This is a genomic window from Paraburkholderia sp. J8-2, assembly GCF_905220195.1.
GTDB lineage: Bacteria > Pseudomonadota > Gammaproteobacteria > Burkholderiales > Burkholderiaceae > Paraburkholderia.
Window position 1 is genome coordinate 1 of record NZ_CAJMZA010000024.1, and the last position, 25715, is coordinate 25715.

A 25715-nucleotide genomic window follows, 5' to 3' on the forward strand; every position below is an offset into this window, starting at 1 on the left:
CAGGAAAGCGCCTTCTGGCAAGCCGTTTCTTCATCGCCAGCGAAGAAAGCCCATGACGTACGCCCGATTTCGCAGCGGCCGCGCGTGAGAGCTGCGTCTGAACAGGAAGATCCGTGCAGTCCCACCGCCTGCACGCATCTACGTATCGGTAAGGCAGGCAAATGCCCAGGTTACGGCGCTTTGCGGCTTCGCCGAACGGGACACACGTGGCAACTCAGGACCATCTCCAGCAGCGCGCGAAACAAAAAGGCCGCCCAGGATGGTTGACTGCCCAGCTCCCAACGGAGGTCCGCTCAAAAAGGCGGCCGTCTACATGGCCAAAGCCATTCACACGGACTGGAGAAAATGCTCGCCAGCCTGAGCGGGTGGTGCGCTCGATCAGCTACTGTGTCGTGAACACGACAACGTGACAGTGCCTCTGGAAGGCATCCCTGGTCGCCTCCCACGGATAGAGGGGGCGGTTCAGGTTGTTCTGCGCTGTGGGCTCAGTCGTTAGACAGCGAACCCAGAAGTGTCGCAACCTTCGCCTTGCTGGTTTTCTGCAATCGAGCCATGAGGGCGTGATCGATTCGCTTCAGCCCGTATGTTTGAGCGATGTCATTCTGCAATCGGCACCATAGATGGCTGGCGACCTCGGCGTCGACCATCGCCCGGTGCGCACGACCCGATTTCGGTAACCGAAGCATCTCCGCCAAACTGGATAGGCGGTGACTCTGGGCGCGTGGGTAGATCCGCCTGGCGACGAGCATCGTGCAAACAAACGAATGCTCCGCTGGCACTCCAAGAAGCCCCAGTTCTGCCTGCCAAAACCGCTTATCGAAACCGGCGTTGTGGGCAACGACGAGATGGTTTCCAACAAACGCCGCAGATTCCCTCATGACTCTCGATACAGGAGGAGCCGACGCGATCATGTCGTTTGTGATGCCGGTGAGAGCAACGACATCGGACGGGATGCGCCGTCCTGCGTTCATCAAGCTCTGGTAACGATCAACAATCTGACCGTCACGCAGGAGGATGACGGCAATCTCGGTAGCACGGTCGCCCAGATTCGGCGACAGCCCAGTTGTTTCGAAGTCGAGTACCGCAACGGTCTGCATGCTTCTTTCGTTCACTAATCAGTTGATGCCGTACTACGCACGCTTCGCCAGGCCTGGCGAGCCGCCCAGGCAAGACCCACCCTGGTTTATTCGCTCGACTGCCGCTCTGGCCAGTTCAACAACCAGCGACACACTCGGAGCCAGGATTTGCAGGGTATCCGTGGCGATGCGCCGGGATCCGGATGTGTTGAATGAGTGGCGTATTCTACGCTTCGGCCGGAAGCCGGCGTGGATGGCGTGCGTCTCTATTCGCTGGTGCTGGTGACAGGTGAGGTACGGACCGAACTTGTCGCCCAAGTGCGCCGCCTCGTGCTTCGGCGCTCCAATCGGAGAGCGAAGGCGTCGCTGCCGCCGCTGTGGGATGCGCGACAACAGGGGCTGTTTTCCTGAATGGCATCCGGTTAGGCGGAGCGCAACCGGTCGGCCAACCGCTGATCGCGTCATCATGAAGCGGGCTATGATTGCCGTCACCGTATTACGCGTCTGGGAGGTAATCTTGGCGACGTTCAGGGAACTGAAAGCACAGATGGCCAAGCTCGAGGAGCAGGCGGCGGCGGCCCGCGCTGCGGAGTTCGAGGAAGTCCTTGCAGATATCCGGGCCAAGGTAGCCGATTATGGGTTTACGGAGCGGGACATTTTCGGTCGCGGTCGGGGCCGCCCGCGAAAGACTGCCACGGGTGTCTTGCCGCCGAAATATCGTGATCCCAAGACGGGGGCGACGTGGTCGGGCAGGGGACGGGCGCCTGACTGGATCAAGAACGCAAAGAACCGCGACAGATTTCTGATTTCGCGCTGAAGGACCGCTTCGGTGGCAAGGCAACGGGCAACCTGCCCACAATGATTCGGAAGCCAGATTAGTTTCGCTATTCACACGCCGTCGGGACGAAGACTCTCGCGTTCGCAAAGGCGAGCAGCCTCACAGTCGAGGCTGAGAATTACGATAGCTCTTGCTGGCGATTGCGTAGGAGAAGCGTGGGGCACGGCGCAGAACCCAGTGGGTCATATCGACCCGTTTCCGTCATTTGCGCTTTCGGAGCTGCAACGTCCGCTCTCAATGGGCCTAGCTGCCCGTCATGCCGCGGCGCACCGCCGCTTGTTGAATTGTCGATGATCTTGAGCCTTTAAGCCTGCCGTCGATGCTCGTCGATGAATGGTTTGCGCGGTTTGGGTGCTGTGCGCCGGCGCAGCATCTTTTAATTGCAAAGCTGATTTGACCAGATTGAAGGTGCCGTTTCGACGAACCGGCAGAAACGCCATAAATTGAGACGGCTCGGGTGCCCGCTGATAACTTCGCTCGAAAGAAGAAACGAACATGCCTCACATCCCCATCGTACTTGTACGGGTGGAAATTGCTGACCGCGGCGATTCCGTGAATGACGGCGGGTTCGTGCGTTGATCGGACATCAACGCTTGCGCACCAGCCGATGCACTGCGCCGTTCAGCGCGTCGAGGAATTCATCGACTCGCTGCGTTGCCACCCTGTTCTCGTTCCTGCCGCCATAGGCCTGGATTTTGGCCATGGAGTCCGACATTCTGCGGTTGTTGTGAACCAGCGCGTCGACTTCGGAAATGAATCCCAGGAGGTCGCGACAAAGCTGTCGCCCTTGTTTAGATAGACCCAGATAAACCGCGACGGAAATCGTATTCGTCTCGACACGCACATATCGGATGTGAGCATCGTAGTCATGGAATCTCGGATGAAAGAAATCCTTAATGCACTCCGGTGAAGGATAGCGGCGCTTGCGCCACGTTCCCCATTGAAAGTTCGACTTGCGATGGTTGCAGTCATGACAGGCCGCCGCGAGATTCCAGTAATGCAGCGAGAACTGCGGATAGTCAGCGCGCGAAAGGATGTGCTCGACAGGCCGCGCGTGGGCGATATTCTGCAGCCAGCGGCGACAGTAGCAGCAGCGGTTCTTTTGAAGTTGGACGAGATGATCTCTCAGCGCCTTCTGGATCTGAGCGCCGAACGGGACAGGGTTCCCTTTGGTATTGACCGCATTGACGGAGCGCAATGCGGACCACCGGTCGAGGTTCTGTCGCTGCGATATTTTTCGCTCTCGCCGCCATAGCGTCCTGGCGCTCACACACAGATACTGATACTCGTGCGGTGTGCTGAAAAAAATCTGTCCCTCTTCAGCGAGTTGCCGAAGGCGTTGGCTTTTTGTTTTCATTCTGGTTGTCGCCTTAGTTACGGGATGCCTGTAAATTTCGGATCTCAGTGATGGCAGCCTCAGCCTTACCGATTAGATCGATGTCTGCTTCCGCGGTGTCACGGCTGTCGAAGCTTCGGCCGTTCTCGACGATACGTCTCATCTCACCCAGCTGGCCGAGAATTTCGCTGCCGACATCCTGAGCGACTTGATCGCGGTTGGCCACATCGATGAATTCCGCAACGAGGGACGCACATCGCTCGTGAACTTCGCGGTTGTTGGTGGTGTATGTTCTGAATCCCTCGAACAGGGCGGTCTCGACCGATCGCCGGGATTCCTGATCGAGCGACTGAAGCGTGCCATCACGCAGCGTAAAGCAATGGTCGTCGCCTTCGAGTGCGCCTGAAATGAGGATGGGCGAGTGCGTGGCGACGAGCACATCGGCACGGAACCGACGCCCAATGGTCGTAAGCATCTTCGGGATGGCTCGCTGCCAGCTCACGTGAAGGCTGATCTCGGGCTCGTCGACGAGAAAGAGAGTGCCGGTGCTCGCGTGCCAAACCATTTTTGCCGCAAGCATGACGATCTGCTGCTCGCCCGAGCTGAGTTCGTCGAACGGCGTGATGCTGCCGCGGTCGAGCTTGCGCTTAAGTCCCAGCTTGTATTTTCGCGATTCCATTGGAGATTGCCGCAACATCGCGGCATGCTCCCGGTCCATCGGCTCGTCGGCGTTCAAACGCACGACGCCGCCGATGAGACCCCCATCCGTGTGAGCGTTGCTGCCGATGCTGACAGGGATGAGGTACAACTCGGATTCGAATCCGGCAAGCAGGGCAATCTCGTCGAAGATGGCTTTTTTTTCCGGGCTTGCGTGGATTTCGAGCATTAGTCGTCCGGCATTGACCGCCGCGTCGCGAATGTTGATTCCTGCTACCGAGGTTCGGGCGCCCATATAGGTGTAGAAATTTGCGCCCTCCCCTTTCAGCGAACGTGGGAAGCGGTCGATCGCTCCGAAAGAAATGGCGACCACCTTCCTCTTTTTAACGGCTGTTTCGTGCGCGATATGCTGCAGTAGAAAACTCTTGCCTTCCCCGTTGTTGCCGATGACGTAGATTCGTTTCCCGAGCGCTGCCTCGTCATCAAGACATGTATTCAACTTCGCCCGGTCGACTCTTGCCAAAAAGGCCTCTTCAGAATTCGATTCAAGATACGCCCGTGCGATGAGTCTGTACCCATTCTCAGCGACGTTGCGCACGGTTACCCGTTGGCACAGTCCCGGCACGTTCCGATACCCCGAGCGGAACTCGCGCGCAAATATGCTTTGCAGAAGGTGTTCGCCCTTGCCCGACGGTTCCAACGGCGCACGGTTGAAGTCAATATGTTCGGCGCATAGGGCGATCAACCGTCCAATGAACGACGCCACGGCTTTCCCGTTGTCGCTGAAGCTGAGACGTGCCAAAGGCTCGGCGTCGATGAACACAATTGCTTCGTCGCCTGTACGGATTTGCTGCCGCTCCTTCTGAATCAGCCACGCCGAAAACTTTGCGGCTCTCTGATCACTCGCGCTTCGCGGGAGATCAATGACAGCAATGACGTGCCCGCCCAACACGAGCTCATCCCGGGGACGGAACCGCGGATGCGCTGACCGGCCATCGACCTGGGGGACGATCGCGAGCATCAACTCGAACCGTGCATGAGTGAGCATCGCCTCGTGAGCAAAACTCAGTGCAGATGGCGGTCGTGTCCAGGGGCGATTTTCTACCAAGGAATCGATTTCATCCCGATGGAACCGCCTGGCAGGAGGATTGATCAATGCCAAATCCACATGGTGATGGGGCCATTCGAACAGTTCTCCCCCTGAATTCGCCGGGAATGGCAGCCGCTCGTGCCGGATGGCGCTTATATGAAAACGCATGTCTCGCGCTAGACCCAGCCAATCGCTACGCACGCCGGTCAATACCCTGAGGTCTTCGCTGACGACCTCTGCGGCCTGGATGGGGAACTGACCCGTGACACCGAACATATCGACGAGTGTCCGGCTGTTGCGCGGCAAAAGCGACGACGCCAGACGAGCGCAGAAGGCCTCCCGTGCGAAGTCGACGCCGGATGCGGCCAGACGTGAGAGGCCGAGATCGAAGGTGGGCAGAATGAGGTCCTTGTTCCGGGTCTGCAGCCATCCCTGTACGAAGGAGAATCGCTTCAGAGCCGCTTCTTCATCACCTGGCGCGATGAGGTTTCCATCACCGCTTTCGGATTGCAATCCTTCTTGAACGGCCAGGGCGAGACCGTTCATGCGCTCCCTGAATTCGGGCGGATTGCTGGTGCGAAGCCACCCGATGATTTCCGAGTCACCGGAGATACTCGTAAATCGCTCGGACCTCAACAAACGCCTGCTGCGCAGCCGTTCGATCAGCTCGCTGTTTAACGGGTCCCGGTAGCTGACCTCCTGAACATAGAGGCATATCAGTGCTTCCAGATAGGGAGGGGCCCTCTGGATGTCGCCGTCGTCAGATGATTGCCTCAGAAAGTCGTTCCAAAACCTGGTAGCGACGATGTCCGTCTCGCGAAGATTGTCCATGGAGTTTCGAGTTATGTAGTGCGTTAACGTGGCTCTCGAATGCCAGCCTGTCGTCTGCTGATCAGCGAGCAGACGAATCCGCAGGATGATAGTTGTTTTTTGCCTCAAGTAGCGAGCGAACCCAAGCGGTCGCCACCGTACGGCAACGCGAGATCGCTACAATCGGTCGAATGGATACCCTGACTTTTCAGTTTCCCAGCTCGGCGCCATACGCAGCCGAAGCGCAAACGATATCGCTGACTGTCACGCGCGACGTGCCGATACCGCCGGCAAGCCTGATCGCGGAGTGGCAACGAGCCTTCGGCGCATCTTTAATAAGGTCGGACTTGTAGGCGTCAATGAACAGCGTTTCGAAGTGGTAAATCTGCGCCCCTACGAACTGGGCGAATGGGGAAATCGCAGCGGCGGGATCGGTCTGTTGCTACGCTAAGATATGACTGCGGCTGATCAATTGAACGGCGGGTAACAGAAGTGTACTAGCCCTTCGAACGAGTGCTTTACGAAGTGGCCGATTGGCAGCAATTGGCCGACGTCTGCCTCACGCGGCCGGCTCTGGTTGATCTTACCCACGAACCGTGGACACCGTGGCGGTCCGATTCAGTCACTGTGAGTCTGCCTTCGAGTCCAATATCGGTCGGTCCTGAAGTTGTGCCCCCGCCACGGCTGAGGCTGCGGTGGCCACCGTCTCGTCACCAGCAAGCTTTCTGACCTCGGACGCGCAATCGTCGGACGCTGCAACGTGCGCCTGGGTAAGCAGCAACTGAAGCCCCGCGATCTTCTGCTGATCCTGGGCCAACAGTGATTGGCAAGCTGTTTCCACCTGGTGCAGCCCGCTGTGGTCGAGGATCGATTGGAGGTGGGTGGCCATCCGCTCCCGGTCTTCAACCACCGGGGTAGGCTGACCCAGAACGCGTAGGGCCTCCAGCACTGCGGGCTGACACGCACCAGTGTAGGTCAGCACGCGGTCACAGACCGGTGGCAGTACCCACGTGGGCGCATGCACTGTCTGCTGAGTCCACAGTTCTTTATCGACCTGATGATGAATGCCCTTCGCACGTGGTGCCCACCCTCCATGATGGTGGCCATGATTGTGCATTCTGACGCCGACACGGTACAGGTGGTGACTGCTGTGTGTGCCACGAGCGTGATGGACCGCCGCCTGTCCCCCGTGCGCGCGCACTGTGTGTCGGATGTGCTCGGTGTGTTTAGTCGTCTGATGTTGGTGGCCGTGTGCGTCAGCCATGGCGGGGACCAACAGCGTTCCCGCCATGATGGCCGCCACGTTAATACCTGTTCTTGCGCTGTTGTAGCCCACTACACAATCCTATTAGTCTCGGTCCTCACAGCACACGTTAACGGCAGTCTATGCGGTCTGCTTTACCCCACACAGTCGGGGAGCCTGCCGAAGCTCCAGATGACTATCCAAAATCTGTTCAATAAGTGCTCAGGCGAATATTGCGGTCTACGAAAGCGCTCGCACGTTGCCGATTCCGCGTGCGTTCTGAGCCGGTGTAATGATCGGCAAGGTGGCCTTCAGGCATGTCCCGTGCGGGTATTGGCATGGGTACACGTACATCATTGGAGGGCGACTCACTATGAAGAAAGCCAGACACTTTATTGCGCTTGCTGCTGTGCTTCCTGCAATTTTCTCCACGCCCTCAATGGCGGCGGGCTGCATGGAAGGTGCCGCTGTCGGCGGAGTGACAGGACACGTTGCCGGGAAGCACGGCACGGCTGGAGCAGCCGCAGGATGTGCCGTCGGGCACCATGAGGCGACGAAGAAGCAGAAGGAGAAGGCTGCCAGCCACGCTGCTGAGAGCCAACCGGCGAGCCAATAGGCGTCGAACAGGTCCGATACGAGTGAATTCGCGATGCGGCGCGCGTGATGCCGCCGCACTTCCGTAGAACTCAATGAGTTTGTCACCAGCGCGGCCCCATGGGGATGCGATCGGGGCCGTACGTGTTGACAATTTTATTGTCACTGAAAACACAATAAAAGCGTCAACTTACATGCGATCGTATTAAATTTGTCAACTCGCCTACGGCTAGGCTAACAGCTTCTGAAAGGTCTGACTCGTAGCGCAGATCCCGTTTGATGCGCTGGAAACTGTTCATGTAGTCGGTCCAACGCGTGCATGCAAGTTCGAGGCGCATCGCTAAAATCGCGAACGTTACAAGACGACCAAACTGTACCCCGATAACACCCGAAATGCTGTCGAAAGATCACCATGCTTTATGCGTGTGCCGGAGATCAGAAGGTCGAAATACCCGCTAATCCTGGCTTGAAAAGGTTCATCATGAAAAGTAGTAATCCTTATGTATTGGGAGAAGATTCATGAACAAATACGCTCGGGACTAGCTCTTGATGGGACGCGCGTCGCTGCAGCGTCGGCAGACGTAAGCCGCGCTCCTACACCGCTGGAGAACTTCTTCCTAATGTGGTGGACGGCAGCTTTCTGGTTGCGTTGATAAATCCTGGTCATTGAAAGCTTCTCGGGTCTTGCTATACGGCCTGATGTCTGATTGACGCATCCAATGTCGCAACGTTGACAAATTTAATGTGCTCTACGAACAGGTCCGATACGAGTGAACTCGCGATGCGGCGCGCGTGATGCCGCCGCACATCGCCTGACTCGGGTTTATTGGAAGACGGCGCTGCGGCTGCAGGCGGGAGCTGTCAGGCGGATTCGTCGACCCCGGAGTTTTCTTTATAAATCAGTGCATTGTGATAAGAAGGATTATCTCAATGGCGGAGTTTCACGTCGATTTCCGAAGAAAACTCTGTCCGCACGCACAAAAGCAGCGAATGTGTTGCTGGCTTGTCGAGCGCGGGCGAGACGAACGTCGCCGCATCGAGCCGTGGCTATGGTCAAGGTCGAGGGGCGCGCGCAGGCCGCTCTCAAGGAGGATAGGCGCATCGCTTCCCCCAGTGTTGGAGGAAGCGAAGGCTTGAGGTCACTCCGCTACGGGCATCGAGAACTCGGCACCCTTTTCGGTGCTTTCCGGCCAGCGCTGCATGATCGACTTCTGCTTCGTATAGAAGCGCACGCCTTCTTCGCCATAAGCGTGCATGTCGCCAAAGAGGCTGCGCTTCCAGCCGCCAAAGCCGTGCCATGCCATCGGCACCGGAATCGGCACGTTGATGCCCACCATCCCCACTTCGATCTGGCGGCCGAATTCACGTGCCACGTGGCCGTCTCGCGTGTAACAGGCCACGCCGTTGCCGAACTCGTGGTCGTTGATCAACTGCACAGCTTCGGCGAAGTCCTTCACGCGGACGCAGGCGAGCACCGGCCCGAAGATCTCTTCCTTGTAGATCCGCATCTCGGGCGTGACATTGTCGAACAGCGTGCCGCCCGTAAAGAAGCCATTCTCATGGCCGGGCACCTTCAGGCCGCGCCCATCGGCCACGAGCTTCGCGCCTTCCTCCACGCCGGTCGCGATATAGCCTTCGATGCGCTCGAGCGCCTGCTTCGTTACGATCGGGCCCATTTCCGCGTCGGCTTCCATGCCGTTCTTGATGACCAGGCTCTTCGCGCGTTCAGCTAGGCGCGGCACAATCTTGTCAGCCACGTCGCCCACCAGCACAGCCACCGAGATCGCCATGCAGCGCTCGCCCGCTGAGCCGTAGCCTGCTCCGATGAGCGCATCAACGGTCTTGTCGAGGTCCGCATCGGGCATCACGACCATGTGGTTCTTCGCGCCGCCGAGCGCTTGCACGCGCTTGCCGTGCTTTGCACCAGTCTCGTAGATGTAGTTCGCGATCGGCGTGGAGCCCACGAAGCTGACGGCCTTCACGTCGCGGTGTACGAGGAGGGCGTCGACCACCACCTTGTCGCCCTGTACGACGTTGAACACGCCGTCGGGCAGGCCGGCTTCCTTGAGCAAGCGCGCCATGAAGAGCGAAGCCGAAGGATCGCGCTCACTAGGCTTGAGGATGAACGTGCAGCCCGCGGCGAGCGCCACCGGGAACATCCAGCAGGGCACCATGCAGGGGAAGTTGAACGGTGTGATGCCGGCCACCACGCCCAGCGGCTGGCGCACGGTCCAGTTATCCATGCCCGTGGAAACCTGTTCGGTGTAGTCGCCCTTGAGCAGTTGCGGAATGCCGCAGGCAAATTCGATCACATCGATACCACGCGCCACTTCGCCCCGCGCGTCGGAAAACACCTTGCCATGCTCGGCCGTGATGATCGCCGCAAGTTCGTCAGCGTGACGATTCATCAGCCCGAGAAAACGCAGCATGATGCGCGCGCGGCGAATCGGCGGCGTGTCGCGCCACTTCGGGAACGCGGCTTTCGCGCTCGCCACGGCCGCGTCGACATCGGCACCTTCGCCCAGCACGAGGCGGCGTGCGGCGGCGCCGGTCGCGGGGTTGAAGACCGCTTGCGTGCGCTCGCCCGAGCCACGCTCGGTCTTGCCGCCAATGAAGTGAGCCACGTCTGCGGTATCAATAAAAGGTTGCATTTCGTCTCCTCGGCAATGGTTGATGATGACCAGTGTACGAAGCCTGGAAATGCATGAAAAGAGACCGCGACTGAAATGATTGTTTACGTATACGAACAATCATCGGTCGAGAATGTAAAAAATAGAAAGGGCAACGAACGTGCCATGATCGGCAATTAACTCGCGTAAGCAGGTCTCAGGCGTATCCGCGCGACGACTGAACGGATGGGATGGACGAGTGGTAGGTGCCGTCGAGCACGTCTTCGGTACGCTCAAGCACTAGATGGGTCCTGCACACTTCCTGACCCGAACGCTCGCACGAGTGCGTACCGAGATGCGCCTGCAGGTATTAGCCTACAACCTGAAGCGTGTCATTAGCATACTGGGCGCGGTAAGAACCCTGAAGGCCGTGAAGTTGGCTGGGAGCTAAAGCCCCGAGGGGCGTTGTTGTGCTCGTGACATTCGATTCTTCAAACTCACCGTAAAAAAGTTTGACCGGTCCGGTCAAGAATTGCTCACGCGGTAGAAAAATACGTTTCGACACGCCCTGGACCCACTTCGGCCGTTGAAACTAGCTGGACATGAATGCTGGTTTCAGAGGTCCAGCGTTCATCCACGCGTGCGTGCTGTCCGTCAAGTCATCGGCCCAAACTGCCGCCGCTCGTCGCAGCAAGACGAGATCGTTCGGCGGAGTCTTCGAAAGCCTTCGCGACAGCGAGGCGCCCCATGCTGCCTCGCGCGTCACGTCTTTTTGTTGTGCTTGGACTGCCACTGCGTCATAAAGGCAATCTCCTCCTTTTGTGCCTTGATGATTTTTTTCGCCAGCGCCTTCATTTGGGGATCTTTGCCGTACTTGAGCTCGACTTCGGCTTGATCCACCGCTCCCTGATGATGCGGGATCATGTGCGCCACAAAGTCCGCGTCTGTATCTCCGGTGTATCCGGGTGCGCTCATGTTTTTCATCATCTTTGCCGCGTTGTTCTCAAAGGCCGACGTCGGCGCAGACAGCGGCCCATCGGTTTCCGCAGGCGTATCCATTTTTCCAGCAGACATGTTCATCTGCCCATTTGCCATGGCAGTGGCTTGCTGCGCGCTCGCGTTGAGTGCTATGCCACACAACACGATTCCGACGTTGATCGAGAGGACGGTGAGTAAATGGTTGACTTTCATCTGAATATGCTCGATAGGTGGATAACTTGATCGTTAGCGGGCGACTGCGGTCCTAATCAGGCCCCGCGTATTGATCATCACCCTTCCTATCGTTGGAAGGTCAAGTGTCCAGGTGGAGCGCACATTTTTGCAGAGACCGAGACTTGTAATTGCGCGAAGGGCTGCTTTGCTCGACGACTTATCGGATCGAATCCGTACGTGAATGGCCGGTATTTAGGGCAACACGAGGCAGTTGCGGGAGTCGTCTGATAGAAGGATGCGGCGTCGCATGAACACATCGGCGGCAGGCCTACCAATATTGCTCTATGAACGATTGCCATCGTACGGATGCTTAGTGAGCAGCCATGCAGTCGTGTGTACGGGAGGAAGCCAGTTGGGTCGAGAGTGACGGAGATGATGCGCGCTTTTCTTCTCGATCATATTTTGCGATTGATTGATCTTAATGGCGAGGTTGACGTTTGGTTGATTATGAAAATACCATGACATCTCATTCTTGCGTGTCGGCAGCACTCATTTCTTACGAACTCCATGAAAGTCTTGGCGAGTCGAAACTGTGATCTGTTTGGCAAGTTTCGAGGCTTCTTTGTCGCAGCAGCGGAAATCAATTTCTAGTGTGATTTGTTCGGATTCTGATAATAAAATTTGCCGAACAGATTAATGTGAAGAATTTGGAAAATCAGGATATTGATCATGAAACTTAATTATGAGCAATCGGTCGAGAATTTTTCGAGCGCATTTAATCTCTCGAAAATAAAGACGCAGCAAGGCAAAGATCACATTCCCGGTGGGTTTAGTAGGCGCACATTTGGATACGGGCCGCACGCGATCTTCGTTGAGAAGGGCGAGTCACAGTACATTCACACTATCGAAGGTATAAAGCTACTCGATCTCAACAACAATTTTTCTACCAATGTACTGGGGCACAATCATCCTAGCGTCCGAATGGCAATGGAGGAAATGCTTCAGCATGGCTTCTCCTTCGGCAATCCGACTGATGCCGAACTGGAGCTGGCCAGGATTCTCTGTGATCGCATTGACTCCATCGATCAGATCAAGTTCTTCTGCTCTGCTAGCGAGGCATGTTTGGGAGCAGTCCGCATTGCACGGGGATATACCGGCAGAACCAAGATAGCAAAATTCGAGGGAGGGTATCACGGTTTTGCTGACGATCTCGCTATCTCGGCTCACCCGAGCCCCAATAATTTCCCCGGACCGGATACCAAACCGAAGTCTTTGCCTGACTCCGACGGTATTCCTCATTTCAAGAGTGACAACGTCGTTGTACTCACGCAAAATAATTTTGAGTCTTGCGAAAGGACACTGAGGGAAAACGCAAAGGATATCGCTTGCCTTATCATGGAATTGCAGTCTTGCGCCGGCGGCATTGTCGAGCTCGAGAAAGGGTTTGTGTCGAAGCTGAGGGTGCTTACGCAAGAACTAGGGATTCTTCTTATTTTCGACGAGACGATTACATTGCGCGCGGCGTATGGCGGGTTGCAAAGTGTCTATCAAGTCAAACCAGACATGACGGTGCTTGGGAAAATGATCGGAGGTGGCTTGCCCATTGGCGCAGTGGGGGCAAGCCGGGAGGTTTTCCGTGTGGTAGAGGAGAATCAAGTCATGATCTCTGGCACACACCACGGGCACCCGCTGGCCTGCGCGGCGGGAAGTGCAACTCTAAAGGTGATGGATGCCGCTGCCTACCGAAAGCTAAATGGCATGGCCGATAAGGTGAAGGTTGAACTCAATACATGGGCCATGGAATGTGGGTTCCCGTTTATCGTATTCGGGTCATTCTCTGTCTTGGGATATGTGTTTACCAAAGCGATTGGCCAAAAAATTACCACGCACCGTGACTACTGGCACATGGTTGACGAAAATAGTATGAATATTTATGCACTTGAAATGGCGACCCGAGGCTATTTCCCGGTGCATCGCGGTCAATTGGGGTTGACGCTTCCTATGACCGACGACGACATTGACGGTTACATTTCAACCACGAAAGACATTATTCGTCTTATTTATTCTAAGGATTAGGCAATATCAGGGAGCACTGAACTCGGAATACGGTCGACATTGAGAGCGACAGCCGGTCGCCATCTAACACCGGCGGCGGTCGGCCGACCGCGTCGCAACCGATTTACTGGAGTGCCGACTGGTTGCCACTCGGGGTGAAATCGCTCGCGGCCCTGCCGCGATAACTACCTTTGCGAAATCGTGCGATCGACGCGCTACCATTTTAGAGGCAGGCGCCGCTCCTGTCGGCGGACGTAGCCACGTTTACCACTCGGTAGCCAAGCTACCTGCTATTTCGGGCCGCGGCATGCTTCTGGCATCCGGGAAAGCGAACTGTCGAGTGTCTGCGAGATGCACTGTCGAAGCGAACGAACGGCGGCGTTTCGGCTCTGTTTGAGCGTAACGAGTGCCAGGGCGCTGCGCGGTGCGTCCTTGAGCGGAACGTAGCGCACTCCAGGATGTGAGAAGACCCGTGTCGCACTCAAGGGGAAAGTGTCACAGGCTCCGCTGTATGCAACGGCGGCGAGACTTTCAGGTATTGACTGCACGAACGCGCCGACGCGTGTTCTCTCGTGATATTGCGGTTCTAGGCACCAGTAGGAAGCCCATTCTGATGGGGCTCCCGCCGCTGCTACGGCAAACGGCTGTCCGAACAAGTCCGAAACTTCCAGCAACGATGCATCGGCCATCGGATGGTCTGCGGGTATCACTGCGACGCGCGGTTCGTCGTACATGACATCGATCGCCAGACGGTCGTCGTCGATAGGTAAGCGCAAAAGAGCCGCATCAACCCGGCCGCTGACCAGCGCCTGAACTTGGTTGGTCATCGACAATTCGATGCAGACCAATTGGATATTGGGGTTGACGCGCCGGAACATCCCTAGCATCAGGTGCGTCAGTTCCCCCGCTGCTTCGCCAAAGAACCCGAGCTTCAGAACGCCTCGGCTCTTTTCTGCAAGCGCTCGACACTCGATGATCGTATTCGACATGTCGCCAAGCATCTCGCGAGCGCGCTCAATGAAGCTCTTGCCGGCTTCGGTCACCACAACTCGACGATTCGTTCGCTCGAAGATAGCAAAACCCAGTTCTGATTCGAGTTTTGCGATCTGTGCACTCAAGCCCGACTGCGCTACGTTTTCAATCTCCGCTGCCTTCCCGAAGTGCAAAGTCTCGGCGAGCCGTATTGCCAATAAAAGCTGTCTCGTGTCCATCAACAATCTACGCCAGATCGGCTGTAGCCATACAAAATGGGGTGCGAGCACCGTTGCTGCACCAGCTACCAATCGTACCAAAGGTCGCCCGGCCATAGAAAGAAGGTGTCTTTACTGAGTGCTGGGCCACTGGCGGTGCACGAGCGGGTTTGGCGGGTGATCGCGAAACGCGATTGAATAATCAGTGAACGTCCATTGCTGGACACAATGAGTGAGCCAATAATCGCCGAACGCTATATGCATAAGAAGTAATCTGACTGGAGCGAGATCATGGATCGAGACAAATCGGCAGGCAAATTAAAGGCGTCGTCGCTGGGAATCGCGGACATCGTGTTTTTCGTCGTGGCTGCGGCGGCTCCCCTCGGGGCGACACTGGGAGCGGGCCCGGCCGTGTTTTCAATGGGAGGGAATGCTGCCCCTGGCTTATACCTCATCGCATCTTTCATTCTTCTGCTTTTTGCGGTTGGATTTGCCGCGATGAGTAGATACGTAGTTAGTGCCGGTGGCTTCGCTGAGCTCATAGGCAGGGGGCTAGGAAAACGCGCGGGCAATGCAGCGGCCGGCATTGCACTGCTGGCATACGTGTGTATGTTGATCGGTATCTATGCGCAGTTCGCAGCTTTCGGCGCCGACACAATCAAATCATTTACTGGTCTCGCGCTCGACTGGCGATTGCTAGCGTTCGTAGCGGTCGCTATGACCGGCGTGTTTGGCTACATGGATATCAATCTCTCGGCAAAAGTCCTCGGTGTGTTGATGATCCTGGAAGTTCTCATCCTTGTACTTTTCGATGGCGCGGTACTGGTAAAGACGGGAGGGCACGTAAATGCGCTTCAGGTCTTCTCGGTAAGCACATTCAAGTCTTCCGGCATGGGTACCGCTCTCATGTTCGCGTTCTCCTGTTTCGTTGGCTTCGAATCAACCACCATTTACGGCGAGGAAGCACGCAACCCTCAACGAACGATTCCGTGGGCCACGTACATCGCGATCGGTCTGATTGGTGTCTTTTACACACTGACGATGTGGTGTCTCGCACTTGCATATGCCGGACAAGACGTGCAGCACGAGGCTTCGGCTAATCCGATCACTTTCGTTTTTACCGCCAATACACGGTTCGTCGGAGAATGGTCGACTCAGGCCATGCAGGTACTCGTCATTACCAGTCTGTTCGCGGTGTTGCTGTCATTCCACAACGCTCTTTGCCGTTACTTTTTTGCGCTCGCCCGGGCAAGATTCCTGCCGGCCTCTCTTAGCAAGATTCATGAACATCACGGCAGTCCACACGTTGCTAGTGTCACCTTGACGGTCTCCTGCGCGGTGGTTCTCGCGGCATTCATGTTTGCCAAAGCTGATCCCGTGCAAGTCATTTACATGTGGATGGTTGCACTTGGCACGCTCGGCGTTCTGGTCCTGCAAACTCTCGGTGCGGCTGGTGTCGTCGCATACTTTGCGCGGGCGGGGCGACGCGAGCTCTGGCAAGGATTCATCGCGCCAATACTGGGCGGTGCTGGGTTGCTCGGTGTCGTAATAATTGCGGTCACCAATTTCGACGCGCTTAGCGGTGCAACCGATGGGCTTTCAACGCGGCTCCCTTGGTTGGTACTTATTGCGGCCTTGGCTGGCATTGTCAATGGCTCTATCAAGCGCTCCGGGGAAGATCCCAGCGAGGAAATCCTCAGTCAGTCTCAATCTAACTGAAGCGGTAAAGAAGCGCAGACGAACGGAGTGAACTCGACTGTCGTCATGGTGCGCATACCCTATAAGCGGGAACGGATTATCTGACGATTCCGGCCAAACAAGGCGGGCAGGACTGCCTATGCGACCTCCGCGAGGCGGTCTAGTACACGCTCGCCTAGCGAAACGCAAAAAAAATGCCATAAAGGAGATCCTACGAATGAAACGAATCAGTTTGCTCACAGCAGCGGCTATGCTTTGCTTCGTGTCCGAAGCTCGTGCGCAATCGACGATGACGCTTTACGGAGTATTGGATAACGCGATCCAGTACGTTCACAACAACGGGGGGGCCAACAATTCAGTTTCGCTTCAGGGTGGGCAAATGCAACCCTCAGTGTGGGGCATGAAGGGAGAGGAGGGCTTGGGCGGTGGACTTTCCGCGTTGTTCGTTCTCGAAAGTCAGATTGACCTGAACTCAGGAGCACTAGCTGCGGATGGACTTTTTAATCGTCAAGCCTACGTCGGCTTAAAGAGCGACAAGCTAGGCACATTTACGATGGGTCGTCAACTTGACGGGCTTTTTGACTTGCTGATCCCCGTTCAGGGAAACAATATCCTCGAATACTTCACCGCTCCAGGAGACGTTGACCTCTCCGATGGAACAGTGAAAATCAACAATGCAATCAAATGGCTCAGCCCGACTTTTGGCGGTCTTCAGGCTGCACTCCAATACGGCTTCGGGAATGTTGCCGGCGCGGTCGGTTCCGGGCAATCCTACAGCGTGGCAGTGAACTATGCCGTTGGATCACTTACATTGGCAGGGGGGTATTTCCATGCGGACAATGGGAGCGCTCGATATTCGGAACGAGGGGCGTCAAGTGTAACCGGCTCGTTCTTTAGTCCCGTCAACAGGGCATACGCGAGCGCCAGCCGATACAACGTCGCTCGTGCGGGGGGCGCTTATGTCGCCGGTCCGTTGACCTTCGGAGCGTATTATAGCTACGTTGAGTATCTTTCCGATGCCGAGTCGACGTTTTCCGGCAGTCAGCGATTCAACAACGGATCCACATTCGTAGCATGGCAGGCCTCACCTGCTGTTACTCTTGAGGTCGGCTACGACTATATGAAGTCACACGGCGATTCATCGGCGACCTATCAGCAGGTAACCTTTGCCGCAGACTACTTACTATCGAAACGAACCGATCTATACTTCTCCGCAGGCTATGGCCATGCGTCCGGGACGAACGGAGAAGGGCCAGCACAGGCGGTTATCGCGGATACGTATACCAACGGCGGTACTAGCTCACAGGAAATCGCGATGGTAGGTATCCGACACCGATTCTAAGAATCAGAGGAACCACGATAATAGGCACTCGATTCGATTGTCGGCGGTCCTTTGTATCACAGAAGTCAACTTAGTCACGTCGAGGTCGCGATTGCAGTCGCGAACCTCGGCCCGCGCTATGCATTTGACCAAATCAGGAACCACAGGGTGGACGCGGAGCGATGAGTGCTCTCTCCGGCTGCCGATGTGGTTTGCCCTAGAAGAAGTGTGCGATGCCCATTTTGGCGCATCATCGAGCAGCGCATCCCACATCGTGGTACCTCATCAGCCACTTCACGTGATCTTTGCTGGCCTGAAAGCCGCGACAACGAGCAACCTCTGTCATGCGCGGCTAGCCGTAGGCGCCCTTGACCTTAGCATAAATTGTCCGAATCAACGAGAGACTGCACGTCGCTTATCCGTTCAAGTACAGGTCGATCGAGAGACGGTTTGGGGATCGCCTCTATCAAAACAAGGATCAGAACTTGTGCTGAATGCCGAACACAGCAGCAACTTGGTGTCTCGCACGTGAAGGTACTAGGTTCAAGAGTTGCACGTTCGCGTTTCGACAACCTTGCCTGACCGTGTCCGTCCCTAGCGGGGAACGTGGTAACCGGCCACCCTTCGGGGAGGATCTGCCCGGACAGAGCCGCGGCGATTGCATCGCCGGCTTCTTGCCCGGGGAGTCCAGCAAACAGCACGGCATCCGCTTGGTCGAGCCAAGGCATCAGGACAGGAGTGGCGGCATTGACGACAACCGCGGAGTGGGGGTGGGCGGACGCAGCGATGGCTGCGACGAGCGCGTCCTGATCGCCCGTCCGGGCGAGTGAGTTCTTGTCCTGGTCTTCAGTTTCCTGATCAGGTGTGAATCCCACGACCACAACCGCGATGTTGCAATCCCGGCTGGCCGCGACCGCATCGGCGATCGCTGTAGCTGAGGAGCGCGCTGCTTCACCTACAACGAGGCCGAGGATACGTGGTAATTCAGCTCGACGCGTCGATGCAGTGACCGTGGTGCCGGGCGTCACATGGACGGTAGTCGCATGGTCGCGTGGACGGAAGAAGCCACCGCTAGGACCTTCGCGGTATGGAATTGTTATGTGTTCATCAGGCCCTTCGGCGACGATGTGCCAACTCCCAGGGCCGCGGATGTCCAACTGTACGGCCATTGGGTGGGGGAGCTCGAGCGTGGCGGAAAGCTCAATAGGTTCCGCTTGCGCGAGCCAACCAGTCTGGCTGTCCTCTAGCTCGGCTACGTCCAGATGACGGCTCTCGATCAAGGACTCGGTAGCGTCATAGATGCGCACACGAATCCCAGGCTCCCCGATCTCGGGATCCTGTATTTGCCATCGCGACAGCGTCTGCATAGCGCCCCGAGTGGCGTTTATGTTTATGAGAACAACGGGGGAATGGCGGAAGTGGCGAGTCTATCCGTACTTGCTCATCGAGTCCGCTCAAGCCAACGACGTCGACTTCTGGTGTTCCTTGCGCTGGCTCCTCTTGAGGCCAGCACCCTCCAATTATTATGTGGCGCTCTCGGCCTGGAACATGTATCGCGTGCGTCACTCTTCAACTATGAAGGCCATCGTCGAATGGTTGCGCACGCAAGCGTAAGCGACTGCAGATGTTCCCGAGTCACGCGCAGATTGCTGCCGGGTCGTGACGCTTCGGCAGGGGCGCCCGGCCGCCACCTGGTGCGGCGGCGTCAGACCAGCCATTGAGCGTCGAAATCCTTGTTCGATTCCCGAGTGTTGACGCTTTACCATACACGGCTAAAGAAATTTAGATTTTCGGCATATCGTTTCCCGCACTATTTCGGCGAGAACCGCGCCGCGTGCACGGCAGCGCGCTCCGCAGACTTTGCTTCGTATGTATCCCGCGCCGCGGCCATCTCATCACCGTGCTCTTTCGCCCATTCGTACAGCGTGTGCAGCGGCTCCATAAGGCTGCGGCCCAAGTCCGTCAGCTCGTAGTCCACGCGCGGCGGAATGCTCGAGTACATGGTTCGGCTCACCAACCCATCCTGCTCTAGTGCCTTGAGGGTAAGCGTCAGCATCCGCTGTGAAATGCGGCCCACCTGACGCTGGAGCTCGTTATATCGCAGCGGACCTTCGCTCAGCGTACCTACGACCATGACCGTCCATTTGTCGCCAATTCGAGCCAAAACATCTACGACCGAGGCACAGACCGGGTGCTCGTGGCCGCGAACATCTGTGTTCGTATCGCTCATAAAAGTGCCTCCTTGTGCAATTCCTCGTCGAATCTAACATGACGGCACGAACATTTTGTTCGTTACTTACAGGATTAGCCCATGAAGCTTCTGCATATTGATTCCAGCATCGCCGGTCAACAGTCCGTGAGCCGCCAATTGACCGCGGCCATCGTCCGCCGCCTGCGAGACGCCAATCCCGACGCTGTCGTGATCTACCATGACCTGGCCGCCGAGCCGGTGGAGCACCTAGCCGTTGCCCCCGCCGCCGAAAGCGGGACGCTTGAAGAGTTCTTGGCCGCAGATGTCGTGGTGATCGGTGCACCGATGTACAACCTGGGAGTTCCCAGCCAGTTGAAAGCCTGGATGGACCGATTGGTCGTGGCTGGAAGAACCTTTTACTACACTGAGACCGGTGTGCAGGGCGGCCTGTGCGGTGGTAAGCGCATCATTGTTGCCTCCACCCGCGGCGGCTTCTACACAGCGCCTTCTCCGATTGCGGCCATGGATCACCAGGAAAGCCATCTGCAAAGCTACTTCGCGTTCTTGGGCATATCGGACTTGGAATTCATCCGTGCCGAGGGGACGGCAATGGGGGACGAACTGCGCCATCGTGCGCTAGAGGCTGCACTGGCTGCCGCGTCGGCACTGGAGGCAGAATGAGTTCCAACGCTCTACTCGGCTCGCAGATCCTGCACGGCAGGATGAGTGCTGTTCGTTGCCATTGCAGCCGGACTTGACCACCAGTGGCTCTGGGACTCTCACATTAATAGGTGCCCACCGATTTGGGTGGGCGTCATCTAGCAACCACCTCGGTCCGACTGGTCGCCGCCTTTCAACTACCGCTTATCTTTAGCCGACCGTGCTTGCACACATTTCGCAAGGCCGAACACAGTGTCTAGGTAAGCAATGCCTGTTCTCGGGAAGGCCGTGCTCAGAAGGACAGATACGTAACCACAGGACTCGCCTCGATATTCGATAAATTACGCGCTTGGATCGCGTGGAGGCCATCCTTTGCACCGTTCTTCAACATGCCGATGTCCTTCAGCGGGCATCTTGGGGCGACGGACAATGTCGTGGGGCCGCCCGAGCAGCTCGTGACGAGAATAATCGTTTCCGGCGACAAATGCCGCGTTGCAGTACATGGTGATTCTCGAGACGCCGGTCGTCGAAACAGGCATTTGCCCCGTATGCGAGAAGGCCTCGTCATGCTTGATCGATGTTTCTGTGTGCATGCCCGTGCCCTTTTCATCTGTCGATGTTGCTGCCACGAACCGCGAAATGCCTACTGCGGTGTCGGTCGTTTACTACGTGGTCTACTCACACTTAGCGCGTGTTCCTCAACCATGATTGTGCGTAAGTTCGAGGACCGCAAATCACGTTTTGCGGCGTTGGGAACGACATATGAATCGTCTCAAACTGACACAAAGGCACAGATCCTGTTCTGACGCGCACTCGCCGCGGCCCCGAATTGCCCCGGACTCGCAATCCTGACTTCCACACGCTCCTGCTTCGTCTGCGCGTTCACGCAGCGCGCCTCCATTCGCTCACTGTTCAATAGCTGAACGCTTTTCTGAGCCTGACGCTGTAGATACGGACAATCTGGGGGCGCGAACAATTCCCGATGGCGGCGCTCACCCTTCTTTAGGTAGCGTGCCTGCATCCGTACGTCGGCAAGCATCGTTGACGTACTCCAACACGGCTTTCGCCAAATACAGAAAGGACTCAGCATGACCGTTACTTCCGCACGCCTTCTCGACAACGACAACTGGCATCGACGCCTCTTCACAGGCGTATGGCAGGACGGCACTTCGGTTGCCGACGTGTTCGAACCCGCCACCGGTAATCGCCTTGCAAGCATCGGTATGGCTGACGCCGAACTCGTGGGCGCATCGTCGAAGGCTGCGTTCGAGGCGCAGCAGGCTTGGGCTGCGCTGCCCTATGACGAGCGCGCTGCGGTGGTGCGTCGCGCCGCGCGTCTCGCCGAAGATGCGTTTGACGAAATTGCCGGCTGGATCGTCCGAGAAAGCGGATCGACGCGTACAAAAGCTGGTTTTGAGACTATGGTGACGGTGAAGGCGCTGCACGAGGCCAGCGCATTGCCGTCCCGCTCCGCGGGCGAGGTCCTGCCTTCGGTACCCGGCCGCCTCTCGCTCGCGCGCCGTCGTCCGTTGGGTGTGGTCGGCGTCATCTCGCCGTTCAACTTTCCGCTCTATTTGGCGATGCGCGCAGTGGCGCCGGCACTTGCACTCGGCAACGCCGTCGTGCTCAAACCAGATCCGCGCACTTCAGTCTGCGGCGGCTTTGTAATTGCACGGCTGTTCGAGCTCGCTGGCCTGCCGGCGGGCGTGCTCCACGTGCTGCCCGGCGATGGCGCGGCGGGCGCGGCGCTTACGAGCGATCCTCACATTGCGATGATCCAGTTCACGGGGTCGACGAACGCAGGCCGCAAAGTCGGCGAGGCAGCGGGACGACACCTGAAGAAGGTTTCGCTTGAACTCGGCGGCAAGAACTCGCTGATAGTTCTCGATGACGCCGACCTCGATCTCGCCGTCGCCAACACGGCATGGGGTGCGTACCTGCATCAGGGCCAGATCTGCATGGCGACGGGTCGTGTGCTCGTGCAGCGCAAGATTTACGACCGATTCGTGGAAAAGCTCGTCGCGAAAGCGGCGAGCCTCACGGTCGGCGATCCCGCTACCGATGATGTCGCGCTCGGCCCCATCATCAATGCGGGGCAGCGAGATCACATCGCGCGCGTGCTCGCCGCCGCGACAGACGCGGGGGCGCGCATCGAGACGGGTGGCGACTTCCGCGATCTGTTCTTCGAAGCGACCGTGCTGAGCGGCGTGACGGCGCAGAATCCGGCGTTCAACGAAGAAATCTTCGGGCCGGTCGCAGTGGTTGTGCCCTTCGACACCGACGAAGAAGCCATCGCGCTCGCCAACAACACCGAATATGGGCTTTCCATGGCCATCGTAACGTCCGATGTAGGTCGTGCGCTGCGCATGGGCGAACGCCTGCGCACGGGTCTCCTGCACATCAATGACCAGACCGTCAACGACGAGGTCATTAACCCATTCGGTGGGGTGGGCGCGTCTGGAAATGGTACTAGCGTTGGTGGGCCGGCCAACTGGGAAGAATTCACGCAGTGGCAGTGGCTCACCTTGAAGGGCGAAGCGCCGCTCTATCCCATCTGACCGGTACGGGTGCTGGAGCGGTACGAAGCACATCGACGGTTCGCGGAGTGACGGCATGAGTGGCAACTGCAGGCCGCGGTGTAACGGCCGCAGTTGCACTTAAAAGGGGAGCCGCTTGGATCCAGATGGCCTGTTTGCGCGGGCGGAAGGACGTTTAGGTTCTCGTGCGTGTGGTCGCCACGGACCTGTGGCCTACGGACTTGATCGTGCACGACAGATACTATCCGGCGCCGTTACCCTGCGTTGGGGCGCGAAGGTACGGGTGTCGTCGAGCAAGGCGGCACGAACGAGAGGAACCTCAAGCCTTGAGATCACGTCCCGCTGATCTATGGCGCATCCGGTCATCGCATGCCGCTGAATGGGGCATCTCGACCGGCGCGGGCGCTGGGAGGCTTTCTGCCGTGGTGACGGCACGCGTGGTGCACGACGACAATCGTCGCGGCTCCTTCGCGGCTTAGACTCGCGAAGGGACTGGGCGCAATGCGCACCGTCAACTGCGCGGCAGTCGACATTGTTGAGGCCTTCTGTGGTCTCACTGGCACAGGCCTGGAATTGCCGCTGGAATCGAACGGTCATCCTAAGGTATGTGCGAGCCGGGGTACGACTGGCGCGTTTGTCAGCAGTGCCTCTGGTTCCCTTGAGCTGCGGTATCCTTGAGTCTCTGGTGATCGAAGCGTCCTGCGCACGCCAAGGAGCCTGACGGTTGGCGTGGCACCACAAAAAAGGGCGTGGCGTCACTCGTTATTTCAGGCTGACAACGCATCGCCACCGATCTTCTACTTTCAACCAACGCCATGACGGGACCCCGAATGAATCGCACGTCTGCGCCCGAGTCCGTGAACGACAATACGCTCGCGCAACTGCATTCAGCCCGTGAGCGTTTTGGCGGCGGCGAGCAATTGCCCGATGTTTTGACGCCGAATTTGCTCCCCGAGCCCGTGGCGCGTTCATGGGCGCGCTCGCGCGACGCCGGCGTAGTGCCTTGGCAGGCGCCAGAATATGAGTTGCTTATTGGTACACGCAGTGTACGTGAAACACCTGACGACCGCCGTCTGTACAGCTGTATCGTCGATGAAATCGAGCAGCTTTGGGACGCGTTTGGTGGCGATGACTGGACCATTTTCTGCGTGAATCCAAAGGGCACTGTGATTCACGCACGACGGAGTGCCGGTTGTGGCGACCAGCTGATCCTGCCGATTGTTGCAGGCCGGCGTATTCTGGAATCCCACATCGGCACAACCGCACCAAGCTGCGCGTTGCATGACGGTACCGAAGCGACGGTAACCGGCGGCCAACACTACCTCAACGAGTTCGAGCGCGTCTCGTGTCTTGCGGTGCCGCTTTTTGGGCTACACGGTGAGGTAGTCGGCGCACTTGATATTACTGGTACGGGGCAGCGCGATTTCGCGCAAATGAAGGAGCAGTTTCGGATCGCCGCGCTCGCTGCTGAACAACGCCTGTTCGGGACGTTGCGCGGTTGCCATCTGCTGCGTGTGCAGCACGACCCTCGCTGGCTCGCCACTCCGCTCGCAGGTGTGCTCGCGGTCGAGGAGGACGGCCAACTGCGGGCTGTAAGCCGCATGGCTCGTCGTATCCTGTCGTTACCGCATGACGCATCTGTAAGTCGGCTAACGTTGCGCGACTTGTTCGACGAAGCGCCACCGGCTCTGCTGGCCCGCGTACTTAGGCCGCAGCAAGGCCCTCAACGCATCTCGCGCGCAGATGGCAGTCGCCTGTGGGTCCACTACGCGCGCGCACCACTCAATCGCAGCACGGCGCGCCGCATGACTACGGATTTAGAGGTGGGAGGGGGCGAGGGAGAACCAAAACATTTCGGCGGCGCGCCGCGAGGTGCGCAGAGAATCGGAGCAAGCCTCGAAGAGCAGATGTTCGTTGCGATCCAGGATGCCATGCGGGATCACAACGGTAACGTCGCCGCGGTGGCGCGCCAATTGCAGATCTCGCGTACTACTGTTTACGCGCGGCTGCGACAGCTACACGAGATCGGGATGCCGGCTAGGGAAGCCGAAGACGGAGCAAGCTCTCTACCCGGTGATAAACGCTAATCGAAACCACGCTTCCAGCCAAAGGGCGGGCTCTCCACTGCGTCGCGGCGGCGCTTCAAGTGCAATCAAAGGCAGGCGGTCCGATCGCAGCATGAGAGGGGGCCACCCTGAGCGCATGATTTGTCACTACGCGTATTCGTGAAGTGTTTCGTCGATCGGCTCTTGCATTGCGCGTGCCACTCGACTGACGCTGGAACTGACACAGCAAAAGAACAGAGCGGGCCCTAGCTTGGACGCCGATGCGCGGACAGGCTAGCGCGACGTGTGGCTCCGGCATCCATTGATTCGCTTTGCGCGCGTATCGACCGTGAGTATGTGACTTCGGCGCTCGGCCGCGATTTCTTGAGCCGCGACCTGACCGGCGCACCGTCTGGGTAGGCCGGCAGCAACGCGAACGCGCTGTGGAGCAGTGGCTTCCGCGGCATGCGCAACCGGGTCACACTCAGCATTCACCTGACTGGATGCTCGGTATTGCCGCGAGCACTGGGCCGTGGGACAGTAAGCGTCAGGACCGGCCGTCACAAGCGACCTCTCTACGCGAGCGTAGCCTCGTCCATATGCCAATAACGGT

Annotated in this window: 17 protein-coding genes and 1 pseudogene; 8 read left to right on the forward strand and 10 right to left on the reverse strand. The window is 57.7% G+C overall.

Features of this window, described 5'->3' with window-relative positions; all coding sequences use genetic code 11:
- Positions 1-485 precede the first annotated feature (485 nt).
- Positions 486-1097, reverse strand: coding sequence for a 3'-5' exonuclease (locus U5A52_RS32500; protein WP_321937994.1), 612 nt, complete (start codon positions 1095-1097; stop codon positions 486-488).
- Between the two features lie 496 nt (positions 1098-1593).
- On the opposite strand from U5A52_RS32500, the gene U5A52_RS32505 reads away from it, so the two are divergent.
- A complete protein-coding gene (locus tag U5A52_RS32505; protein WP_321938092.1) occupies positions 1594-1893 on the forward strand; it encodes an H-NS histone family protein in 300 nt (99 codons plus the stop codon).
- 275 nt (positions 1894-2168) lie between these two features.
- On the opposite strand, the gene U5A52_RS32510 is transcribed toward U5A52_RS32505, so the two are convergent.
- The 5 genes from U5A52_RS32510 to U5A52_RS32535 form a co-directional block, all read right to left on the reverse strand.
- Positions 2169-2411: a hypothetical protein gene (locus U5A52_RS32510; RefSeq protein ID WP_321937995.1), complete on the reverse strand. Its 243-nt coding sequence runs from the start codon at positions 2409-2411 to the stop codon at positions 2169-2171.
- A gap of 89 nt (positions 2412-2500) precedes the next feature.
- Complete coding sequence (locus U5A52_RS32515; RefSeq protein WP_321937997.1) at positions 2501-3271, reverse strand: hypothetical protein; 771 nt, start codon at positions 3269-3271, stop codon at positions 2501-2503.
- A 13-nt stretch (positions 3272-3284) separates the two neighbouring features.
- A complete protein-coding gene (locus U5A52_RS32520) occupies positions 3285-5828 on the reverse strand; it encodes an AAA family ATPase (protein ID WP_321937998.1) in 2544 nt (847 codons plus the stop codon).
- Positions 5829-6429: 601 nt separating this feature from the next.
- On the reverse strand, positions 6430-7143 hold the full coding sequence (locus U5A52_RS32525; protein ID WP_321938000.1) for a hypothetical protein: 714 nt from the start codon (positions 7141-7143) through the stop codon (positions 6430-6432).
- A 1640-nt stretch (positions 7144-8783) separates the two neighbouring features.
- Positions 8784-10295 carry a CoA-acylating methylmalonate-semialdehyde dehydrogenase gene (locus U5A52_RS32535; RefSeq protein ID WP_321890106.1) on the reverse strand — a complete coding sequence of 504 codons (1512 nt, stop codon included), beginning with the start codon at positions 10293-10295 and terminating at the stop codon, positions 8784-8786.
- A gap of 229 nt (positions 10296-10524) precedes the next feature.
- On the opposite strand from U5A52_RS32535, the pseudogene U5A52_RS32540 reads away from it, so the two are divergent.
- Positions 10525-10704 (forward strand): annotated as a pseudogene (locus U5A52_RS32540) (transposase); the annotation flags it as partial.
- A gap of 311 nt (positions 10705-11015) precedes the next feature.
- On the opposite strand, the gene U5A52_RS32545 reads toward U5A52_RS32540, so the two are convergent.
- Positions 11016-11444, reverse strand: coding sequence for a DUF305 domain-containing protein (locus U5A52_RS32545; RefSeq protein WP_321938004.1), 429 nt, complete (start codon positions 11442-11444; stop codon positions 11016-11018).
- A 690-nt stretch (positions 11445-12134) separates the two neighbouring features.
- On the opposite strand from U5A52_RS32545, the gene U5A52_RS32550 reads away from it, so the two are divergent.
- Positions 12135-13481, forward strand: coding sequence for an aspartate aminotransferase family protein (locus U5A52_RS32550; protein ID WP_321890104.1), 1347 nt, complete (start codon positions 12135-12137; stop codon positions 13479-13481).
- 269 nt (positions 13482-13750) lie between these two features.
- Here U5A52_RS32550 and U5A52_RS32555 read toward each other — a convergent pair whose 3' ends face one another.
- Positions 13751-14671, reverse strand: coding sequence for a LysR family transcriptional regulator (locus U5A52_RS32555; protein WP_321890103.1), 921 nt, complete (start codon positions 14669-14671; stop codon positions 13751-13753).
- 270 nt (positions 14672-14941) lie between these two features.
- Between U5A52_RS32555 and U5A52_RS32560 the strand changes: the two genes are divergently transcribed.
- Both U5A52_RS32560 and U5A52_RS32565 read left to right on the forward strand, forming a co-directional pair.
- Positions 14942-16369, forward strand: a complete 1428-nt coding sequence (locus U5A52_RS32560; RefSeq protein ID WP_321890102.1) for an APC family permease — start codon at positions 14942-14944, stop codon at positions 16367-16369.
- Between the two features lie 196 nt (positions 16370-16565).
- Positions 16566-17690, forward strand: coding sequence for a porin (locus U5A52_RS32565; protein WP_321890101.1), 1125 nt, complete (start codon positions 16566-16568; stop codon positions 17688-17690).
- 353 nt (positions 17691-18043) lie between these two features.
- Here the strand turns inward: U5A52_RS32565 and U5A52_RS32570 are convergent, their stop codons facing one another.
- Together U5A52_RS32570 and U5A52_RS32575 are read right to left on the reverse strand one after the other, a co-directional pair.
- Positions 18044-19036, reverse strand: coding sequence for a glycoside hydrolase family 3 C-terminal domain-containing protein (locus U5A52_RS32570; protein ID WP_321938006.1), 993 nt, complete (start codon positions 19034-19036; stop codon positions 18044-18046).
- Positions 19037-19479: 443 nt separating this feature from the next.
- A complete protein-coding gene (locus U5A52_RS32575) occupies positions 19480-19899 on the reverse strand; it encodes a helix-turn-helix domain-containing protein (protein WP_321890099.1) in 420 nt (139 codons plus the stop codon).
- Positions 19900-19980: 81 nt separating this feature from the next.
- On the opposite strand from U5A52_RS32575, the gene U5A52_RS32580 reads away from it, so the two are divergent.
- The 3 genes from U5A52_RS32580 to U5A52_RS32590 all read left to right on the forward strand — a co-directional run bounded on the left by U5A52_RS32580 (position 19981) and on the right by U5A52_RS32590 (position 25144).
- Complete coding sequence (locus tag U5A52_RS32580) at positions 19981-20541, forward strand: FMN-dependent NADH-azoreductase (protein WP_321890098.1); 561 nt, start codon at positions 19981-19983, stop codon at positions 20539-20541.
- 1067 nt (positions 20542-21608) lie between these two features.
- Positions 21609-23078, forward strand: coding sequence for a benzaldehyde dehydrogenase (locus tag U5A52_RS32585; RefSeq protein WP_321890097.1), 1470 nt, complete (start codon positions 21609-21611; stop codon positions 23076-23078).
- 836 nt (positions 23079-23914) lie between these two features.
- Complete coding sequence (locus U5A52_RS32590; RefSeq protein ID WP_321938008.1) at positions 23915-25144, forward strand: helix-turn-helix domain-containing protein; 1230 nt, start codon at positions 23915-23917, stop codon at positions 25142-25144.
- Positions 25145-25715: the final 571 nt, after the last annotated feature.